Here is an 18,166-nt window from a genome sequence, read left to right on the forward strand (position 1 = left end):
GATTTTTTGCCTGGGATGTAGGAATGTCAGGCGGGGCTGTCAGTCGTTGGGCAGACGGGCCTCGCCAGCCGACGTCGCCTTGCGCCTTTGCCTACAACTACGCCAGAATCCGCCGGCTTGTTCGCCTTGGGCTGCATCGGTAGTTTGGGACCTGTCACTGCTCATCAGTGATCGGGTTTAGTCGCCCGTCGTTGCTAAGTCGCTCAAGCGTCCATCAGCCAGGTATCCCATACCTGCACTCGATGGTGGCTGTGCGCAGGGCGCCTCCGGGTGCGCCGATTTCTTAGCTCGTCGGTCGACTAACCTGCGTACAGCTGCCTCCCAATCGTTTAGTCGCGAGCGGGACGTAGCCCAATCCAAAGAGAGCTAAGGCTATGGTCAAAATTACACCGAATCCTCCAGTTACAGATACAGACGAACCCACATCACGTGCCCAATCGGCTCGCAACAAAAAGCTCGACGAAGCGGCCACTCGTGCCCTGGATTACTACCTGAAGCCCAAGCCTACGGGCGAAACATCTGACAAGTCCGACTCCATTTTACGGATTGACCCTGGGGTTGATTCTGAATGTTTGCTTGCGAATCTCAGTGAGAACCTGGCGTCGGCGAATGCCATGATCAACGATTTGGCGTTTGATCTGGATGGGTCCCGGCGGCATGTGGCGTTGGGGATTTTGCAGGTGATCGAGGTGAGTGAATTGTTGGCGAATCGGGCGTTGGATATTGTTGAGGTGAGGTAGCGACTCAGCTACAGCGGTATAAGAAAAAGGTCTTGTCTAACAAGACCTTTTTCAAAAAATGACCGCATTCGTCATTCAAGGCAGACGATTTGAATGATGCGGTTATCGCCATGAATGATTGTGTGAGTCCACTCTTCTATGGTCGTTATCTGCTGTGGTGACAGGTCGTAGACAAAGCAAAAATCTTCAGGCTTTGTCCAGCCCATAAGTGCGGCCAACGGGTCCATGTATACGTTTGGGACTTCCACGGTCTGTATTAGCTCTTCGGTAGTCTGGTCAAAAATTTCAACGACGGGCTTCATTTTTCTACTTTCCTTGTCGGATCGGCGGGTTTGGTTTGTTCGCCAGTCATCGGATCAAACTCGCCAAGGTGTTGACCCTGTTTTGTGTACAGCTCTACGGCACCGTGCTGTGAGTCCCATTCATAAATCCTGCCTTTACGATCCTTCCATCTTCGACGTTTAACGCCACCACCACGTACAAAGGTTTTGGAAGGAGCAATCGTAGCGTCTGGAAACGCAGGAAGCAGTGGTGGGGGCTTGTAGTACTTATGATCCCCCGGAACACTCAGCACCACATAAACCGGCCGAACCCCCGAATCCGCCGGAAACACCAGAATGAAATCCCTGTACTCCGGCGGATAGATCGGGTCGACGATGATGCTGTCGGCCACCGGCGTCGGCGGATAGATCCAGATGTTAGGCGCCTGTGGCGCCGCTTCCAGGGCAGGAATGCCGAGGGTGTCGGACGGGTCGGTGGCCGGGGTCCAGATCAGCTCGATGCCATCACCCAGGTCGGCGACGAATTGATCGGCCCGCGGGGTGAATTGGACAACGTCGACCATTTCCCAGTCGGAGTTCTGGCTGGTGTAGAAGCCATAGCCCTTGAGGCTGCCGTCGGCCTGCTGCTCGATGCTCAGGCGCATGCGGCTGCGGGCTTGCTTGAGATCGCGTAGCTGGTCTTCGCTGTAAAGCGCGCTGTCGCCCAGATTGGACGGCCAGAGTAGGGCGACGATGCCTGTCAGCAGGGCTGCGCCGACGGTACCGCCGGCAGCGGCAGCCGTAGAAGTTACCGAACCGCCCAGCGCGAGCCTGCCTAAGGTAACGGGTACCGTGCCAGCGCCGATCCGCTTGAGGGGGATCGTGCCGGATGGGTCGGCGCTCCTGCCCCCGAGCCACATGAGATCGCCGTACTGCTTGACCAGATCCGCCGGGACATAGCCGTTGGGGTTGCTGTAATCGATGATGCCATCGGGGAGCTTGCAGCTCTTGGCAAACACGCTTCCGGTCACGCTGGATAACGGCTTGCTATCCACCGTGGCCCAGCGCATTTGTTCGTAGGCTGCCTGGCGGGCAAGCATGGCTTCATGAGCCTGCTGCAGGGCGTCGCGCTCGGCCAGTTCGCTGGCGCTCATGTCCCGATAAGTGAGGTGATGCCCGTCACCGCCGGGCGGGTTGCGAACCTGGGGGATGTCTTTTTCGCGTGTCGCCACGTAGTGAGTCTCGTCCGCTAAATGCAGGACAGACGCTAACGCGGGAAGAGGGGGGGGATGTAGGAGGTTTCTTGAAGTGGTTGTTCCGGTTTCCTCAATGCAGGTAGGGCTGGCTGTTGAGGGGCGGAATAAGCTGAAGCGTCAGCGGGGGATGTCAGTCATTGGGCGGCAATCAGCATGCATCTGAGTGCTACCAAAAAAAGATAACACTCTCTAACCCGTTCGGCGCGTTGCCACTCCCAGCATTTTGTCCCCCTTGCTCTTTAGTGCCGTGGCTTCTCTCTACACGCGAAGCAGGAAAATTCGCTGCTCGACCGGGAGTCATTTAATATCTCGACCTCGTCCAATACGTGGTCTCGTCCATGCAGTCTCTCGAAAATGCGCTGCTTTCCTACGCCACACAGCACTTGCCATCACTTCCCCATACCTATACCTGGACGTTCGATACCGCTCTCGTCCACCATTCATTCAAATGGGAGATCGATGGCTCGAACTGGTACGAAAAAGCGCGCGCCCTGAAGCGACATGTCGCCCAGGAATGGACCTCGTCGCCCGAACAACGAATGGCCCTCGCAGACTACGCGGTGCGCGTGTGGGGCGGTATTGGGGGAAATAAGCTCGCAACGATGCAAGGCTACGTTCAGACCGTGTCACAGGGGCGGGTGCCGGACAAGCACAAGGGCATCGCCTCATGGTCGAAGGTGGCGGCATTCTCGAATCCAACCGAACACGCCATCTTCGATGCGCGGGTCGCATTTTCCCTGAACGTTCTACAGGTGCTTCACAGCGATGAGCAACGCTGGTGGTTTCCGCACTTGGCGGGTCGAAACACCCACCTCAACGCCTGTTGGCCCCGCTTGAAAATCCAGGCGCGTGAACAGCGCTGGATTCGAATTGCGACGACCGATGTCTACTCGACTTACATCGAGTTGCTGGTGAACGTCTCCCGAAAACTCAATGTCGAGATCGGTGACGTGGAGATGCTGCTCTTTTCGAAGGCGGAAGATTTTGCCGGGGCGTTCAACGAGGCCTATCCCCCGTCCTGACGACCAAAGCACCCCGGCACTTATCGAAAGGGGACGACAGGCAGTTCCCCCGTGGCGAGGGAGCTTGCTCCCGCTGGGCTGCGCAGCAGCCCCAAAACCTCCCAGCCCGGCAGACTCCGCTACGCCAGCACAACCCGGCCAAACCGGGCGTTGTCATCCTGCGGCGTAATCGCCAGCAACTGATCGAGGCGAATCTCTCGGCGACCTTCCGCAGTTTCCACATCAAGAAACTCCTCCCGTGTGGTGGCGGTGCGCGTGGTGATCGCACGGGCGGTCAGGCGTTGGCCGTCAGTCAGTTCGATGTCCAGCGTGTAGCCGTACAGGCAGGCAATCTCCAGGTAATCATGCAGGTCGCAGTTCAACGGTTGATAGGTTTTCATCTCATGCCTCGCTACAGGATTGGACAGTCGCGATGAGCCCGCCCGGCGCCGGGCGGGCTCGGTCGGGGTTATTTCAGGGCGACTTTCGGGAAGTCGACCGGCACGTCCAACGCGACGTTGATGTAGTTGGTGAACAGGTTCAAGGCGACGTGGGCGATGATCTCGACAATCTGCCCGTCGCCGAAACCGTTGTCACGCAGGCGTTGGACGTCGCTGTCATCCACCTGTGCTCGCTGTTCGACCACTTTCAGGGCGAACGCCAGGGCCGCCGCCGTCTTCGGGTCGCTGGATTCGCCGCGCTGGGCGGCGGCCATGTCCAGCGAGGACACGCCGGCTTTCTGGCCCAAGGTCGTGTGCGCGGCAAGGCAGTATTCGCAGCGGTTGCGGTTGGCAACGGCGACGGCGATCTGCTCGCCGAGCCGGGCACCCAGCGTGCCCTGGCCCAGGGCGCCGAAGGCCGCCCACATGCTTTGCAGCGCTGCCGGCGAATGGGCGACCGCCTTGAACATGTTCGGCGTTGCGCCAAAGGCCTGGTGGATCTCGGCCAGCATGGGTTGGCTGGCGGCGGGTGTCTGGTGTGGCTGAAGGTTGATACGTGCCATGGGTTTTATCTCCAGTGATGTGTCGGGGTTGAATGCAGGAACGGTGCGGTGGCTTTAGCGATTGATCTTGCCGGGCAGGGACAGGTCGCCCGACGCCACCTTGAACACGTCGGCGACGCACAGCAGCGGGTTGTGCACGCTGGCGTTCACGCGCAGGGCGGCGGTGACGCCGTCGAAAGCACCGGCCTCGACCGCGCCGATGTCGTCGAACGGCACCCGCACTTCCACGGTTTGCTGGGTGATGGTCGGCGTCCAACCCGGGCTGTCGATCAGGATCGGCAGCCCCGGCCAGGTCTTCGGCACACGGGGCTTGGCCCCTTCGGGAATGTCCACCACCTTCAGCGCATCTTTTCCACAGGCCGGGTCCGGCTGCAGCACCACCCAGTGGGAATGCCAAAGGTCACCGTCGTTATCCAGGCGCCCGTCGTGGTTCTCGTCGAACAGCGGGGTGTCGTCGAAATCCGGGTGAGAGGTGACGGCAAATGCCAGGATCCCGGACTTCGGCTCGAAGCCAATCGCCGAAGGGTCCAGGCTGGTAGGCCAGACGTAAGAGAACACGGCGCTGCCTGCCAGCTTGCCGCTGGCTGCGGGGCGTACCTTGCCGGCCTTGCCGGACACCGCCATGTGAAAAATCGCCACGTTGCCCTCGGTGGTGATCTTCGTATGCACGATATCGAACGGCGCCTGTACAGCCTTCGCCGGTTGACTGGCGATGCCGCCTTGATGCGCGGCCTCGTGTGCGCTGACGCTTGCGCTCAAGCCAAGCAACAGCGACGCGCAAAGGAGGGGAGAGCGATTGAGTTTCATGATGGGCCCTTCTGCCAAGTGAGGTAGTGCTGGCAGTGTAGGGCGATGGTCTGTACTATTTGGCTCTTAACGTACGCCTAACGTAGCTATTCGTTCAGAATGCAAACACTTCCGACCATCGATCGCCTCTCCGGCATCCTCGACCACTTCCGTGTGCAGGCGCAGCTGCATCACACCGGTGCCCTGTGCGGTGTGAATCGCTTCGATGCGCGGGAAGGGTTCGGCTACCTGCATGTGCTCCGCCGCGGCCAGTTGAAAGTCACTCACCCTGGTGAGCAAGGCCTGCCCTCGATGCGCTTCGAAGAGCCGTCGCTGCTGTTCTATCCCTGCCCGCTCACCCATCAATTCCACAACCCCCCAGCGGAAGGCGCCGACTTCACCTGTGCTCGACTTATGTTCGAGGGCGGTTCACGCAACCCCCTGGCTCGGGCGCTGCCGCCCTTGATTGCCTTGCCATTGGCCCAGGTACCGGGCCTGCACGCCGCGCTGGAACTGCTGTTCGCCGAGACTGACCACGTGCGCTGCGGCCAACGCATGCTCGCCGACCGACTGTTCGAAGTCGTGGTGCTGCAACTGTTGCGCTGGCTGCTCGACCACCAACAAGAAGCCGGCATCCGGCCAGGCCTGATCGCCGGGCTCTCCAACCCACGCCTGGCCCGCGCACTGGTCGCCATCCACGAAGACCCAGGCGCCGCCTGGACCCTGGAACGCATGGCCGAATGCGCCTGCCTGTCACGCACGGCATTCGCCACCACCTTCCGCGACGTGGTCGGACAAACCCCTGCCGACTACCTCACCCACTGGCGTATCGCCCTGGCCCAGAGCAGATTGCGCCAGGGCGAGTCGATCAAGAGCTTGACCGAAGCGCTTGGCTATACGACGCCGTCGGCACTGTCGCGGGCTTTCACGGCCAAGGTTGGGATGTCGCCTCGGGAGTGGTTGGCGCAGATAGCCACAGGTCAAAATGGCGGATCGGGGTTGTCGAAGTAGGTGGTGTCAGGCAGGGCCTTCAGACACCGGCAAGCACCGCTCGCCAGGCCACAGCTCCTTGGGCCTTTGTCTACAACTGCGCCAGATGCAGGTAATCATGCTGGTCGCAGTTCAACGGTTGGCAGGTCTTCCTCTCATGCCTCGCAACCTTGCAGCTTGAGGATGAAAAAGCCCTGCCTGGCGATGGCCGCGCCGATCTCGGGGTTGCCCGGCTCGACATGGCAGAAGCGGCAGTCGTTCAAGGTGATGTCCTGGTCTTCGATGCCTTGCTCGGCAAGGAAACGTCGCGCGCAGACTTGGGCGAATGCCTGGTCGTTACGGTCGATCAGCACATCGAAATGCAGGTAGCGCCCGTCTTGGGTGCGTACGTGGGTGTCATAGACTTTGATGGTCATGGTGTTCTCCCGGTGACAGCCAATGGAGCGAGCGGACAGGTTGGGGCGCCACCTGTCCGTCGCGAAGTCAGAGCGAATCAGAGCAGTTGTTTCAACATCGCCTGCAGTTGCTGGTTACGCGCCTCATCCAATGGAAAAACCGGCAGACGCGGATCGCCGACCTCCAGGCCAAGCGTTCGCAAACCGGCCTTGATGGTGGCGGGCAAACCGCCCTTGAGGATGAAATCCAGCAGCGGCAATTGACGATAGAACAACGCCCGGGCCAGGCTCAGGTCGTTGGCCAGTACGGCCGCATACAGGTCGAGGTTGAGCTGCGGGATCAGGTTCGGCGCAGCGGTGCACCAGCCTTTGGCGCCGGCGGCGAAGGCTTCCAGCGCCAGCGGGTTGCAACCGTTGTAGAACGGCACCTGGCCTTCGCTCAGCAACTGCAGCTTGTGCATGCGCTGAATGTCGCCAGTGCTTTCCTTGACCATGGTGACGTTATCCACCGAGTTGAAAATCCGCAGGATCAGCTCCACCGACATGTCGATGCCGCTGGTGGCGGGGTTGTTGTAGAGCATGATGGGCAGGTCGATGCTGGCGCCGATGGCCTGGTAGTGCGCGAGGATTTCCGCCTCGCTCAGTTTCCAGTACGAGGCCGGCAACACCATCACCACATCGGCGCCCTTCGCCTGGGCAAAGCGTGCGCGGCGTACCGCCTTGGCGGTGGTCAGGTCAGACACGCTGACCACGGTCGGTACCCGGCCGGCGACGCGGGCGATGCTGAACTCGCTGACCTGGTCCCACTCGGCGTCGCTCAGGTAGGCACCTTCACCGGTGCTGCCCAGGGGCGCGATGGCATGCACGCCGCTGTCGATCAGACGGTCGATGGACCGGCCCAGTGCGCCCAGGTCCAAGCCCTGGCCGTCGGTGGAGAAGGGCGTGATGGTGTAGCCGATGATGCCGTGGATGTTGGGGGTAGACATGGCTTCGCTCCTGGTGGGTTCAGTTCAGGCAATCGGCGTGTTGGCGCAGGTTCTGCCGGGCGTAGTAGTTGAAGGCGGCCGCGTGGCGCTTGGGGCGGGCGATCCAGTCGTGGGCTTCGCGGCCCAGGTGAGGCAGGATCGGTTTCACCTCGCCGGCGGCCATGGCCAGCAATTGCAACTTGGCGGCGCGTTCGATCAGTTGGGCGATGTTGCAGGCTTCTTCCACGGTGGCACCGGTGGACAACTGGCCGTGATGGGAAAGCAGGATCGCGCGCTTATCACCCAAGGCACCGGCGATCAATTCGCCTTCTTCGTTGCCCACCGGCACCCCCGGCCAGCCCTCCAGGAAGGCGCAGTCGTCGTACAGCGGGCAGAGGTCCATGTGGGAAATCTGCAGCGGCACTTCCAGCATCGACAGCGCGGCGATGTGGGTCGGGTGGGTGTGAATGATGCAATTCACATCCGGCCGGGCGCGGTAGACCCAAGTGTGAAAGCGGTTGGCCGGGTTGGGCATGCCATGGCCCTCCAGCACCTCGAGGTCTTCATTGACCAGCAACAGGTTACCGGCGGTGATTTCATCGAAGCCCAGGCCCAATTGCTGGGTGTAATAGGTGCCCGGTTGCGGCCCGCGCGCGGTAATCTGCCCCGCCAGCCCTGAGTCGTGGCCGTTCTCGAACAGGATGCGGCAGGTCAGGGCCAGCTTTTGTCGTACAGTCCACGTATTATCCGGCAGTGTTTTCTGCATCTGGTTAACAGCATGCTGGACCAACTGGTCCTTGGGCGTCGCCAGTGTCTTGCTCATATCCGTTCTCCTGATTCGTTCTTTGACCGTTCTTGATCCGCGTCATGGAAGCTGTGAAAGGAAGGTGCTAATGACACTAAATAGACTATATGACACAAAGTGTCATTTGCAATCGCAGATTGTCCGTTTCTCTGGAAATGTTGGTTACCTATGTCCATTCGCTTGAAATTGCTCAGGAAAAAACTCGGCATGACACTGGACGTCCTGGCCGAAAAAACCGGGATGACCAAGAGCTACCTGTCCAAGGTGGAACGGGGCTTGAGCACGCCCTCCATCGCCACGGCGCTCAAGCTCGCCAAGGCCTTGAGCGTGAAAGTCGAGGAGCTGTTCTCCGAAGAAACCGTCTCCCTCGACAGCTACAGCCTGGTGCGCAGCGAAGACCGCCAATCCCTCGCGGCGAGCAGCGGCAGCTCCGAATACGCGGTACTGGCCCACCAAGTATCCGAGCGCAGCCTGCTGCCCTTCATCCTCTACCCGGCCGCCGAATTCACCGCCCATCACGCGTTCAAGGAACACACCGGAGAGGAGTTCCTGTTCGTGCACGAGGGCCAGGTGGAAGTGGACTTCATGAACGAGCGTGTGCTGCTGAACCGTGGTGATGCGCTGCATTTCAATGCGCAGAAGCCCCATCGGCTGCGTTCGGTGGGGGATGTTCAGGCGCAGTTGCTGGTGGTGGTGCACAGCGATGAGTCGTCGGAAAAGGGCGAGGGCGCCTAGCGGCTCCAATCGCAGGTAACCAACGTGGCGAGGGAGCTTGCTCCCGCTGGGCTGCGCAGCAGCCCCCTTCCTATGAACGCCTCGCCACAAATCTTCCGACAGCCTCAACTGAACGGCATCGAGCATCTGCCCGGACCAGTTGAGTGACGTCTGTCAGTAAAGACCGACAGACACCAGCGACGACGGCCCGCCAAGCCACAGCGCCTTGCGCCTTTGCCTACAACTACGCCAGAATCCGCCGGCTTGTGCGCCTAGGGTTGCGTCGGTAGTTTTGGACCTGTCACTGATGGTCAGTGATCGGGTTTAGCAGCTCGCCGAGTTAAGTCGCACAACGCGTCATCAGACAGGAATCCCCATTCCTGCACTTGATGGTGGCTGTGCGCAGGGCGTCCTCGGACGCGCCGATTTCTTAACTCGTCGGTCTGCTAACCTGCGTACAGCTGCCTCCCAATTCGTTTAGCAGCGAGCGGGTCGTGGCCTCAACCAGAGAGTTAAGACCATGGTCAAAATTACACCGAACCCTCCAGTTACAGATGCAGACGTACCCACATCCCGTGCCCAGTCTGCCCGCAACAAAAAACTCGACGACGCGGCCACTCGTGCGTTGGATTACTACCTGAAACCCAAGCCTAAGAGCGAAACGTCTGACAAGACCGACTCTATTTTTCGGATTGATCCGGGTGTGGATTCTGAGTGTTTGCTTGCGAATCTTAGTGAGAATTTGGCTTCGGCGAATGCCATGATCAGTGATTTGGCGTTCGATCTGGATGGTTCAAGGCGGCATGTGGCGTTGGGGATTTTGCAGGTGATTGAGCTGAGTGAGTTGTTGGCGAATCGGGCGTTGGATATTGTTGAGGTGAGATAGGGCGGCAGTATTACGTGCTGCCTAGATTGGAAAAAGGTCTTGCCTAGCAAGACCTTTTTTTGTGTCCGTGTGAGACTGGTGCCGGATTGGGACCCACGATAAAGCTGGGTCGAGAGGCAATTCATGGGGAGTACAATTCGAACATTTAGGGTTGAGATAACCTATTTTTCGTCCCTTTTCCGTTTCATGAATATGGGGAACTGATACCCTTTCCCTTTTAATCTATCAGGAACTTTTTGTTTTACTAATAGCCTCAAGGGTAAGAGGTTTTGCTAAAGAACGCGCGGTAGGCGATTGGGCATTTAGGGTTAATAGCATTCTCATCTATTTGATAAATCTGAAATTTATTATCGACTAAGAGCTTTATTGAGATGCAATGTAGGAGAATTTCCTCAAGCATGAATAGCATATTGTTTATATATGTATCCATCTCATCTATTATTGCACATTCCCTCTTAATTGGGATCCTGTCGGTTAGGTCGTAACACCATGTGGGAAGAGTGAATTTATTTCCTGGTAGTAGCTTGAAGTTGTTCAGCTTTATGCTTAGGCCTGGTCGCGAGTGTTCTATTGCATTCCGGCATTCGGAGAGCGTCCTTATCCACCCAAGATCCGATTTTAAGGCTGTTGTCAAACTGGACAGTTCGGGGGCATTCGTTTCAAGCCACTTGATATGAGTGTTGAAATGAGTTTCGTTGGCACTTTTGATCGGAAGAGGTACGAACATTGAAATAAGCTTAAAGCATTGTGTAATGAAAAGTTTTCCGGTGCTGAGAAATGCTTTGGTGTTCAAGTCCAGATTTGATATTTGCGGTAAGGCCGGTATGCTTTTTCCATGCTTGTGCTGTTCTATAAGCGCATCGCAGCGAGTCGCGACATCATCGATCTGTTTTGTAATCTCATCCCGGTAATTGACACAATTGGCCAATAATAAATTTGTTTCCCATATTTTTGCTAAGATGGACTCTTTGTTGGGATTGTCCCAGAAGGTTAGATCAAGGATCTCCTGGCTTTGCAAAAATATTCTTGCGAATAGCTGCGAGGATGAGCCGTAGGCTGAGATTTTTTCATAAGTATTGCCGGTGTCTAAGTGCTGCCGCTCAGGGTCGATGCCGTCTGCAGTTAAAATGTAATAAGTACTATTTTCTTTAAAGAGAATAAGGCGCTTATCGTTAAGGTTGATTAGCTTTGTATTCGGGGAGTTATCTATCAAATCAGGGTCGCTGATTTTTATCGAGAATGAGTCGTCTCTGCTATGCATGGTTTTGATCTTCGATAGAGATTCAATCTTACCCTAACATAGGAGGAAAGGCGTTTGAAGCCATCTGATGGTTGAAGCACCTTCTGTGGCGAATCGCGATAGTCGTGATGGTATCGGAGTTGACCTGTCCCCTTCTGCGAGTAAGCCAACAGACTCGGCCAAAAGCAAGTTATTGATTATAAAGGATTTGGGGTGTGGCGTTGTGCCACTTGGTGAACTCCGCTAAGCTATGGTGTGCATATGGCTCTTCTTAAAAAACTTTGTTCAAGGAGGAATTTTGAAATTAATAAGTTTTTCTGCGGTAGGCGTACATAGTCATTTGGGTTTTAATATAAAGTTTAACGATGACGTGAATTTCATTGCTGGGCTAAATGGTTCTGGAAAAACGTCGGCGTTAAATATAATTTCTGCGCTTCTAGTTCCCTCGCTAGAAGATTTAGCTAAAATTAGCTTCGGAACAGCTGAGTTGTGCGTAAAGATCGATTCTATGATGCCGTTCTTTATCAGAGCTAGGCAGATTGATGAGTGGTTGGAGTTGCGGGTTTCCAGTTCTGATGCTCCAGGAGATCAAGTGCTCAGAGCAAATATTCAAGAGCTGACGCATTCTTCAGATAGATCTGCTACAAGTAAATTTTTATCAAATGATGTATTTAGATTTATATCGAAACTACCTTCGCCGATGTACTTAAGTCTAGATAGGCGTTTCATAAAAGAAGTAACACCATACGATAATTCACCTTTCACTCTGAGTAAATTTTTCCTTGAGAAAAATGCTGATGATGCTCAGGGGGCCGACGTAGGGATGAAAGAGGCGCTAGAATTAATTTCTAAAAAAAGCGCGGAAATTAAAGATCGACAAACTATTGAAGATCACAAGTTGCGTAATAAAATAATTCTAGATTCGTTTTTTATTGATGGTAATAACAGTTCGATGTCTTTGCCTGATAGTAAAAGTTTGAGGCAGCTAAAAGACAAGCAGCGCACAATTAAAAATGCATTAATAAATCTAGATGTGAAAAATGAAGAACTGTCGGCTATGTATGATAGATTTTTCGATAATTTAACGGGTATTTTAAATAGCGCGTTGACTGTGTTTGCCTTAAGCGATAACCCGTTTGCGTCCTCGCGGAGAAGTGCTTTGCCTAAGAGGAAGGATAGTGATTCTATTCCTTCAGAAACCAGCAAGGGAAAGACGCAATCTATATCTTTGGAGTCTTCAAAGGTTTTGGCAACGTGGTTTGCTAATAGTCACCAGATTGCTCGAATTGATAGGCTTATTAATTTGATTGGTGAGTACGAGAAGATTAAGTCTGAAATTTACGAGCCTCTACAAAAATTTGAAAGTTTAGTAAACTTATTTTTGAAGCAAACAAAAAAGAAAATAAGTGTAACAAATCGCGGTGAGGTCAGTATATTTATTTCTGATGTTGAAAGATCTCTTACTGTTCTTTCTTCTGGGGAGAGGCAGATCTTAATAATGCTTGCGCATTTGTCGTTGAATGCTCATCTTCCAAGAAGCGGAGTGTTTATCGTGGACGAGCCAGAGTTATCTCTGCATATCGCATGGCAAGATATGTTCGTAGAAGCTGTACAGGCTGCCGGACCCGATCTGCAAATAATTTTGGCGACTCACTCTCCAGCTATTATTGGCGGGAGAAAAAAATACTATATCCCTCTGAATGGAGGGATCTGATATGTCGTTGGATGAAGTTCCTTCATGGTCTGCTTCAGCAAGTGAAAGTATAGGGTTACTTTATCGGGGGTTGCAGCCCATTGAGGTGTATGTAGAGGATAGCAACTCAGAAGCATTTTACCTTGAGTTATTAAATAGGATGGTTGCAGGAGAGGATATGATAAAAAAAATCATTCCTCTCCATGGACGATCCCACGTTCTTAAGGTATGTGAGGAGTACATTGATCCCAATCCCGCGATTTTCCTAATTGACGGGGATTTAGACTTACTGTTGGGTGCGAGGAAAACGGGCTATAGAAACTTATTTCAATTGCGAAGTTACTGTATCGAAAATTACCTTTTTTGCAGTATTGCTGCCCGGGAACTTATTGCTGAGGGATCAGGTGTTATTCTTCGCGAGCAAGCTCTTTCGAGAGAGGAGTGGACAGATTTTTGCTCTTCTATTCTTAGTTCCCTAAAGGAATTGTTCGTTGTATTTGCCGCTGCTAGAGAAGTAAAGCCTGATTTGAAAACGGTATCCCATGGCCTTGCCTCCATTTTAACTCAGCGTGGTCGAGGTGAAAGTCCATTTGTTGATCTTGAGAAAATAGAAAATTTAAAATCTGACATCGCTGGAGAGTGTATTAAAGCGGTCGGTGAAGTGGCTTGGCGTTCAGAGTTGCAAATGGTGAATGATTATGCAAGTAATCTTCATCCTCTTGATGTGGTGTCCGGCAAGGATTTTCTTTTGCCTATGTTAAGCTTTTTAATTCGCGCCAAAGGTTGTGGTTCTATGAATACAGCGAGCCTGATGTTCAAGTTGGCAAAATACTGCTCGCTCGATCGTCTGGATGAGCTTAAAACCGCATTGGCTGAGGTCTTGGCTGGGAATGGTTTTATTTCCAAATAGCGACTAAATGGGGCAGATTTTATTTTCTGGATGAAAATAAATTTGTTCCCTTTCTTTGAAGGATCTTTAGTCAATTGCAACCGCAGGTAGTGCATACTCGGTATTCAATTAAATATAGCCCTTCATTGCAGATTTCACAGTTGGAAAAAGAGCGGCTGTTTTGCCCTGCGTTGGGTGAGTAATTACGCAGATGAAGGTCTAGGACGCCAGCGTTACAAATGTCATCATAGCTGTACATCGAATCACACTCAGCGCAACAAAATATAGATCGTTCCGCTTTGATTCCTAATTGAGTAGGATTCACAAGGCTTGATGAGCAGGAGATGCAGCAGAAATCTATGAAAATGTCTCTGATGATTTTGTGATGAAAGTCGAGCGTGCAAATTTTACGTGTCACGTTTTCATTTTCGAATTCATAAACTTCGTATGCATGCAAAAGTACTTGCCAGGACTCTTCGCCAAGCATTTTTTTTGCATCTGTGTTCAGGTGTTCGGCGAGAAATTTGCTTATGATTATAAAACAGTCTGCTAATAGATTGGCGATTTCCTCTTCGGTGGTGGGGCTGAAATAATGTTCAATCTCGTTGCGGTGTTTGTTGATGCGATCAAAAATTTTCCAGTCTACCGAGATGCCTAAGGAGCTAAGGCGGCTTTTTATAGTGGCTACGTCGATAGTCTTATTTCCTACTCCTTTCCAGGTGACAACACCGTTCGAGTTAAGTACAGGAATAACATTTTGCTTTATTAATGCGGCGCTAGAGTCTTCTCCTCCTAATAGTAGTAGTTTGTGCTTGAAGAGAAGTAAGATGCCTGCATAAATATTTCTAACGCTGGATGCTAAGCGATCATCGTGCATGTAGTCATCTAGTCCTATCTGTATAGATCGGATCGCGTTGTCGAAAAGGCTCAAAAGTCAGATCTCCATTGTATGCGTTATTTTTGTTTGTCGTTGTGGTGATAATAGACTTTTAACAAAAATAGGGGGGCGGATTTATTTACTATGGCTCTATGGCTGAGCTGGTCCGTCTCCTTTGCTACCTAGATTGGCCTGGCGTAAGCGCCCTGCGCTCGGTATGTCTAGGTAGATTATTAGTCTCCCCGTGCTATTCCTCGGCTAAGCAGCTTGGATACACGGGTTGCGGCGCACCATGCTAAGCGGCCAGAACCAACCAGCAGGCGTTTCAGCACACGGAGGCACTGGCCCAGCCGATACCGTGCAGCCCTAAGAACCCGACGCCTATCAGCCGCAGGCCGTGCATCAATCAAACACAACTTGGTAGTCGCCAACGCCACTTTTGCTCCGACCGCCACAGCGACAGCAAGGAAATACAGCCAACGCTGATTCTTGGCTTTGTCATGTTGGCTGACTAGCGCCGACAACTGCTTCAAGGAAGGCTTGGCACCGGCGAGCCAGGGAATGATGCATTCGCTGGCCAAGGCTACGGTGTGGCTGCTGATATTTTTGTCTACAAGTCCCGGCGGACCATCAGGATTGACCGAGCAATAACCACGGGGGACGTACTCACAGGTGCTGGAGAGCGGCGATGAGCGCGACATGCCATTGGAAAAGTGCTTCACGGGGCACAACCGTTGGTTGTATTCGTTGATCTCTGTGCGAATGGCGATCACGTCCTCATCGCTTAGGGTTCTTCTATTCGCGGCGTAGAACCCTTTGGAGTCGTCCGGTGCGTAATCCATGAAGTAGCTGGCTTCACCTTCCTTGATGTGAGTAAAGGTCCACTGTGAATCGCTGCTCCACTGGCACGACTTCAGGTTACCCAGGCCATTGGCCTTACAGTAATCATCGTAGCCCCTGATCTGGCCCAACAGGAACGCGCTGGCGTCCTGGATGCTCGCTGTCGCCTCCTTCAGCAATGCGGCGTCTTCATTGGCACCGTTGTCCGCCACGAAGAACACCGCTGCGACCAATGCCAGCGGAAACCAGAAGTGATCGTATAGCTGTCGGAAGCGTTCGGTGAGGTTGAGGTTGTCATAAATAAGGACCGTGACACCCCATCCGGTGAGGGCGCAAAGCATCAACAGGGGAATCAGCCCGACTTCGCTGCCCAGCTTTCCAACGCCATTGATGGTGTAGCGGATGGGCAGGTAATTGATGCTTGGGAAAAGGCCCAGGCAGTTCAACACACCGGGTAGGAACAAGAGCGCGAAGAAGATGAACACGCCTCGCTTCTTGCTCACGGTAAAGGCCGTTGCTGCCAGCAAGGGGATCAGCAGCAGTGACAGCATCATCAGATAGCCCAGCGTGATCACCATGGCTTCATCGGGCGACCAGTAAGTTCCGATGATTTGCCCGGCGTCGTTACGCCCGGCGAAGGTCGATGATACGACGCCAAGGCCTTCAAGGATCTGGTGTAGGTTGTAGGCAGCGCCGTGGAGAAACTTTACGTAAGGGTAGAAAAAATCCCCTATTGAAATTGACATCAATCTGAGTCCTTCAATTTTTTGCCATTCCGTGGTTACGTGGAGGAGAGCGGGAAAAACGGCCAGATTATGGGTGAGTTTATCCGAGGCGGCCCAGCGGATATCCGTTGGGCCGATGTCATTTTTGTGATGAAGCGCAAGCACGAGCACCGTCTACGGGCAGAGTACGCCCGGCTGCTTGAGCACAAGCAGCTGCATGTTCTGGATATTCCCGATGACTATCGCTTCATGGATCCTGAGCTGGTGGACATGCTTGAGCTGGCGGTGACGCCGTACCTGTGTATTTGAGCATTTAGGGCAATCTTCACGAGCCGCCTTTTCTTCAATGGCTAGGCGAAACGATCAGGCTCACAGGTAGCTCGCCTGCAATTTCCGTTAACTCCGTTTGCAATGCCACTGTGTTTTTAACAAGGCCGCGAGGGTCGTAAACGAAGAAAATGATTGCATGGCATTCGGGATGGGCCCGGTAGCGTGCGATATCCAGGATAAGCGCGTCTGCCAGCGATCTTACCGTCATGCCATCGCGCGTCATCTTGAGTTCAATAAAGAGCCCATGCTCAGGCAGGAAGAAGTCTGTGCGGGTGCCGCCTGCTGCCATGCTCGGGGACGGCTCTTCAGACTTTACGTTATCGAACTGCAATCTTAGCAACGCGTTGACCAGAAACTGGACGTCGTATTCATCGTCAAGCTGGATTCCCTTTCGGCCGCGCGGGCGGTGTTCCAAGTCTTTCGCAAAACGGTGAAAACGTAGCAGCATGCGCTCGATGATCTTGTCGGCTCGCTCTTGGGGGGCGGGGAGCACGGGCATATCAAAGGAGAAATGCTCTTGGAGTATCTGTTCCTCAAACCTGCGCTGCGCTTTTGGTGGCCCTTGGAAAATTGCGCAGGCTGCTAGCCCGATCAGAACCAACTCGATGGTCAAAAACAAAACAAGATAGCCTATGGAGACGGTCACTTTGTACTGGCCATCAAGCTTGTATTTGCTGCCTCCTCCCTGCCTGGGCTCGTCTCGTGGCACCAGTTTCAGGTTGAAAGTGACCATCACCCCGCCAATTCGATGTACGCCCTGTAAACCATGCAGCGAATCCAGGTCGATCTCCCCGCGGTTATACAGGTCGAGCAGAGCAAAGACCTCCCGGGTTGCCCGTTGATACTCTTCGCTATTGATCACCTCAAGCACTGCGGGATTGGTAACTCCAGAGTCCTCAAACCATGGGGCTATCCATGAGCAGTAAGTGAGGATGGGCATCAACGTCAGTATGATGAACCCGACCTTGGCGAACATGCGCCAGCGCCGGTTCTCCATCACTAACTCGCCCAGCGTGTCGTTTTCGCGACTTCTAAGAAAAAATGCAGAGATCCATTTCAGCAAAACGTATTTCTCCAAGATGTTCGGTTGCGCCAGGTCCCGCAGGTTTACTGGATATCTTTCAGGTAATCCCTAAGGGCTAGAAGCGGGCCCCGAAGCTCTTCTACCGTTCGGGAAGCGCCGAAGTCAGTCGCTAACCGCCCGAGTTCCCGTCCCAAAGCTGTATTGCTTCCCCCAATTGCCTCCAGCGCCAAGTCCAGGCAGTGCTGCACTTTCGCCTGGATAGTTTGGATGTCTTCTCTGCGCACCAACAACCCAAACACCTCCCGATCACACCCGCCCATCAACGGATCATCCCGCAAAATCGGGCTGTGACCCTCTGTCTCATAGGCCAGCTTCAGCGAGTAAAGAGCGACTGTTTCCAGCAGCAATTCCATGGGGTGAAGTCCTTTGTCAGCGGGTGAGGAGGGGCGGTGGAGCTGGGTCAGCAGGGTGTTGCAAGGCGGAGCATTGGTGGGGGTAGTGAGATCTTTGTGAGCGCTTCGCGCTCAAGCGGAAGCAAGCTCCCTCGCCACAGGGGTTGTGGTGTTCTTGTGGGTGTGGGCACGGTAGACACTTTTTTGCAGACGAAAAAAAAGACCTTGAATTTCAAGGTCTTTCTTTAAGATGGTGCCCCGAGGGAGACTCGAACTCCCACTCCTTTCGAAAACGGATTTTGAATCCGCCGCGTCTACCAATTCCGCCATCAGGGCTCAATGGCGGCGAAGTATA

General features: G+C 53.9%; 20 protein-coding genes, 1 tRNA gene and 1 pseudogene. 8 read left to right on the plus strand and 14 right to left on the minus strand.

Translation table 11 applies throughout. The features are described from left to right. Window positions 1-374 precede the first annotated feature (374 nt). Window positions 375-740: a DUF6124 family protein gene (locus tag ACZ5M5_RS05245; RefSeq protein ID WP_103310137.1), complete on the plus strand. Its 366-nt coding sequence runs from the start codon at window positions 375-377 to the stop codon at window positions 738-740. Between the two features lie 71 nt (window positions 741-811). Here ACZ5M5_RS05245 and ACZ5M5_RS05250 read toward each other — a convergent pair whose 3' ends face one another. Together ACZ5M5_RS05250 and ACZ5M5_RS05255 are read right to left on the minus strand one after the other, a co-directional pair. After that, window positions 812-1,042 carry a DUF7683 domain-containing protein gene (locus ACZ5M5_RS05250; RefSeq protein WP_103311155.1) on the minus strand — a complete coding sequence of 77 codons (231 nt, stop codon included), beginning with the start codon at window positions 1,040-1,042 and terminating at the stop codon, window positions 812-814. Continuing rightward, the gene (locus ACZ5M5_RS05255) at window positions 1,039-2,232 is read right to left on the minus strand and encodes a colicin E3/pyocin S6 family cytotoxin (RefSeq protein WP_464738733.1); all 1,194 of its coding nucleotides are present in this window, start codon (window positions 2,230-2,232) and stop codon (window positions 1,039-1,041) included. The genes ACZ5M5_RS05250 and ACZ5M5_RS05255 overlap by 4 nt, the downstream gene beginning before the upstream one ends. A 362-nt stretch (window positions 2,233-2,594) precedes the next feature. Here ACZ5M5_RS05255 and ACZ5M5_RS05260 point away from each other — a divergent pair, with 362 nt between their 5' ends. After that, entirely contained in the window at window positions 2,595-3,278 is a 684-nt protein-coding gene (locus tag ACZ5M5_RS05260) for a hypothetical protein (protein WP_464738734.1), read from the plus strand. Between the two features lie 119 nt (window positions 3,279-3,397). On the opposite strand, the gene ACZ5M5_RS05265 is transcribed toward ACZ5M5_RS05260, so the two are convergent. The 3 genes from ACZ5M5_RS05265 to ACZ5M5_RS05275 form a co-directional block, all read right to left on the minus strand. After that, entirely contained in the window at window positions 3,398-3,658 is a 261-nt protein-coding gene (locus tag ACZ5M5_RS05265; RefSeq protein ID WP_192261512.1) for a Rho-binding antiterminator, read from the minus strand. 68 nt (window positions 3,659-3,726) lie between these two features. Beyond that, on the minus strand, window positions 3,727-4,260 hold the full coding sequence (locus tag ACZ5M5_RS05270; protein WP_464738735.1) for a carboxymuconolactone decarboxylase family protein: 534 nt from the start codon (window positions 4,258-4,260) through the stop codon (window positions 3,727-3,729). Between the two features lie 54 nt (window positions 4,261-4,314). Continuing rightward, window positions 4,315-5,067 (minus strand): hypothetical protein, encoded by a 753-nt coding sequence (locus ACZ5M5_RS05275; RefSeq protein ID WP_464738736.1) that lies wholly within the window; start codon window positions 5,065-5,067, stop codon window positions 4,315-4,317. A 99-nt stretch (window positions 5,068-5,166) separates the two neighbouring features. Between ACZ5M5_RS05275 and ACZ5M5_RS05280 the strand changes: the two genes are divergently transcribed. Continuing rightward, window positions 5,167-6,057 (plus strand): AraC family transcriptional regulator, encoded by an 891-nt coding sequence (locus tag ACZ5M5_RS05280; protein WP_464738737.1) that lies wholly within the window; start codon window positions 5,167-5,169, stop codon window positions 6,055-6,057. 134 nt (window positions 6,058-6,191) lie between these two features. Here ACZ5M5_RS05280 and ACZ5M5_RS05285 read toward each other — a convergent pair whose 3' ends face one another. From ACZ5M5_RS05285 to ACZ5M5_RS05295, 3 genes are all read right to left on the minus strand, one after another. Further along, window positions 6,192-6,452, minus strand: coding sequence for a DUF2024 family protein (locus tag ACZ5M5_RS05285; protein WP_464738738.1), 261 nt, complete (start codon window positions 6,450-6,452; stop codon window positions 6,192-6,194). 77 nt (window positions 6,453-6,529) lie between these two features. Continuing rightward, window positions 6,530-7,417 (minus strand): dihydrodipicolinate synthase family protein, encoded by an 888-nt coding sequence (locus tag ACZ5M5_RS05290; RefSeq protein ID WP_464738739.1) that lies wholly within the window; start codon window positions 7,415-7,417, stop codon window positions 6,530-6,532. A 19-nt stretch (window positions 7,418-7,436) separates the two neighbouring features. Further along, on the minus strand, window positions 7,437-8,219 hold the full coding sequence (locus tag ACZ5M5_RS05295) for an aldolase (RefSeq protein ID WP_060739107.1): 783 nt from the start codon (window positions 8,217-8,219) through the stop codon (window positions 7,437-7,439). A 150-nt stretch (window positions 8,220-8,369) separates the two neighbouring features. Between ACZ5M5_RS05295 and ACZ5M5_RS05300 the strand changes: the two genes are divergently transcribed. Both ACZ5M5_RS05300 and ACZ5M5_RS05305 read left to right on the plus strand, forming a co-directional pair. Continuing rightward, window positions 8,370-8,936, plus strand: a complete 567-nt coding sequence (locus ACZ5M5_RS05300; RefSeq protein WP_092223346.1) for a helix-turn-helix domain-containing protein — start codon at window positions 8,370-8,372, stop codon at window positions 8,934-8,936. Window positions 8,937-9,435: 499 nt separating this feature from the next. Continuing rightward, the gene (locus ACZ5M5_RS05305) at window positions 9,436-9,801 is read left to right on the plus strand and encodes a DUF6124 family protein (protein ID WP_464738740.1); all 366 of its coding nucleotides are present in this window, start codon (window positions 9,436-9,438) and stop codon (window positions 9,799-9,801) included. A 253-nt stretch (window positions 9,802-10,054) separates the two neighbouring features. Here ACZ5M5_RS05305 and ACZ5M5_RS05310 read toward each other — a convergent pair whose 3' ends face one another. Continuing rightward, a complete protein-coding gene (locus ACZ5M5_RS05310; RefSeq protein ID WP_464738741.1) occupies window positions 10,055-11,062 on the minus strand; it encodes a hypothetical protein in 1,008 nt (335 codons plus the stop codon). Between the two features lie 277 nt (window positions 11,063-11,339). Here ACZ5M5_RS05310 and ACZ5M5_RS05315 point away from each other — a divergent pair, with 277 nt between their 5' ends. Both ACZ5M5_RS05315 and ACZ5M5_RS05320 read left to right on the plus strand, forming a co-directional pair. Continuing rightward, window positions 11,340-12,755, plus strand: a complete 1,416-nt coding sequence (locus ACZ5M5_RS05315) for an AAA family ATPase (protein WP_464738742.1) — start codon at window positions 11,340-11,342, stop codon at window positions 12,753-12,755. Window position 12,756: 1 nt separating this feature from the next. Continuing rightward, window positions 12,757-13,644 carry a DUF4435 domain-containing protein gene (locus ACZ5M5_RS05320; RefSeq protein ID WP_464738743.1) on the plus strand — a complete coding sequence of 296 codons (888 nt, stop codon included), beginning with the start codon at window positions 12,757-12,759 and terminating at the stop codon, window positions 13,642-13,644. 70 nt (window positions 13,645-13,714) lie between these two features. Here the strand turns inward: ACZ5M5_RS05320 and ACZ5M5_RS05325 are convergent, their stop codons facing one another. Continuing rightward, window positions 13,715-14,500, minus strand: coding sequence for a hypothetical protein (locus ACZ5M5_RS05325; RefSeq protein ID WP_464738744.1), 786 nt, complete (start codon window positions 14,498-14,500; stop codon window positions 13,715-13,717). A 233-nt stretch (window positions 14,501-14,733) separates the two neighbouring features. After that, entirely contained in the window at window positions 14,734-16,230 is a 1,497-nt protein-coding gene (locus tag ACZ5M5_RS05330; RefSeq protein ID WP_464739482.1) for a hypothetical protein, read from the minus strand. Here ACZ5M5_RS05330 and ACZ5M5_RS05335 point away from each other — a divergent pair. Then, window positions 16,177-16,374: pseudogene (locus ACZ5M5_RS05335) on the plus strand (phosphotyrosine protein phosphatase); the annotation flags it as partial. The gene ACZ5M5_RS05330 and the pseudogene ACZ5M5_RS05335 overlap by 54 nt on opposite strands. A gap of 34 nt (window positions 16,375-16,408) precedes the next feature. Here the strand turns inward: ACZ5M5_RS05335 and ACZ5M5_RS05340 are convergent. From ACZ5M5_RS05340 to ACZ5M5_RS05350, 3 genes are all read right to left on the minus strand, one after another. Further along, on the minus strand, window positions 16,409-17,458 hold the full coding sequence (locus ACZ5M5_RS05340) for a PD-(D/E)XK nuclease domain-containing protein (protein ID WP_464738745.1): 1,050 nt from the start codon (window positions 17,456-17,458) through the stop codon (window positions 16,409-16,411). Window positions 17,459-17,502: 44 nt separating this feature from the next. Continuing rightward, the gene (locus tag ACZ5M5_RS05345; protein WP_103309419.1) at window positions 17,503-17,832 is read right to left on the minus strand and encodes a hypothetical protein; all 330 of its coding nucleotides are present in this window, start codon (window positions 17,830-17,832) and stop codon (window positions 17,503-17,505) included. Between the two features lie 230 nt (window positions 17,833-18,062). Beyond that, window positions 18,063-18,147, minus strand: a tRNA-Leu gene (locus tag ACZ5M5_RS05350). Window positions 18,148-18,166 lie beyond the last annotated feature (19 nt).

This window comes from Pseudomonas sp. Van50, assembly GCF_055390755.1.

What these genes read in the sequence shown, in the direction of transcription:
- ACZ5M5_RS05305 (WP_464738740.1), top strand. Translation starts at nt 9,436, where the DNA reads ATGGTCAAAATTACACCGAACCCTCCAGTTACAGATGCAGACGTACCC.
- ACZ5M5_RS05245 (WP_103310137.1), top strand. Translation starts at nt 375, where the DNA reads ATGGTCAAAATTACACCGAATCCTCCAGTTACAGATACAGACGAACCC.
- ACZ5M5_RS05250 (WP_103311155.1), bottom strand. Translation starts at nt 1,042, where the DNA reads ATGAAGCCCGTCGTTGAAATTTTTGACCAGACTACCGAAGAGCTAATA.
- ACZ5M5_RS05290 (WP_464738739.1), bottom strand. Translation starts at nt 7,417, where the DNA reads ATGTCTACCCCCAACATCCACGGCATCATCGGCTACACCATCACGCCC.
- ACZ5M5_RS05320 (WP_464738743.1), top strand. Translation starts at nt 12,757, where the DNA reads ATGTCGTTGGATGAAGTTCCTTCATGGTCTGCTTCAGCAAGTGAAAGT.
- ACZ5M5_RS05295 (WP_060739107.1), bottom strand. Translation starts at nt 8,219, where the DNA reads ATGAGCAAGACACTGGCGACGCCCAAGGACCAGTTGGTCCAGCATGCT.
- ACZ5M5_RS05270 (WP_464738735.1), bottom strand. Translation starts at nt 4,260, where the DNA reads ATGGCACGTATCAACCTTCAGCCACACCAGACACCCGCCGCCAGCCAA.
- ACZ5M5_RS05280 (WP_464738737.1), top strand. Translation starts at nt 5,167, where the DNA reads ATGCAAACACTTCCGACCATCGATCGCCTCTCCGGCATCCTCGACCAC.
- ACZ5M5_RS05300 (WP_092223346.1), top strand. Translation starts at nt 8,370, where the DNA reads ATGTCCATTCGCTTGAAATTGCTCAGGAAAAAACTCGGCATGACACTG.
- ACZ5M5_RS05345 (WP_103309419.1), bottom strand. Translation starts at nt 17,832, where the DNA reads ATGGAATTGCTGCTGGAAACAGTCGCTCTTTACTCGCTGAAGCTGGCC.
- ACZ5M5_RS05275 (WP_464738736.1), bottom strand. Translation starts at nt 5,067, where the DNA reads ATGAAACTCAATCGCTCTCCCCTCCTTTGCGCGTCGCTGTTGCTTGGC.
- ACZ5M5_RS05285 (WP_464738738.1), bottom strand. Translation starts at nt 6,452, where the DNA reads ATGACCATCAAAGTCTATGACACCCACGTACGCACCCAAGACGGGCGC.
- ACZ5M5_RS05310 (WP_464738741.1), bottom strand. Translation starts at nt 11,062, where the DNA reads ATGCATAGCAGAGACGACTCATTCTCGATAAAAATCAGCGACCCTGAT.
- ACZ5M5_RS05260 (WP_464738734.1), top strand. Translation starts at nt 2,595, where the DNA reads ATGCAGTCTCTCGAAAATGCGCTGCTTTCCTACGCCACACAGCACTTG.
- ACZ5M5_RS05325 (WP_464738744.1), bottom strand. Translation starts at nt 14,500, where the DNA reads ATGCACGATGATCGCTTAGCATCCAGCGTTAGAAATATTTATGCAGGC.
- ACZ5M5_RS05265 (WP_192261512.1), bottom strand. Translation starts at nt 3,658, where the DNA reads ATGAAAACCTATCAACCGTTGAACTGCGACCTGCATGATTACCTGGAG.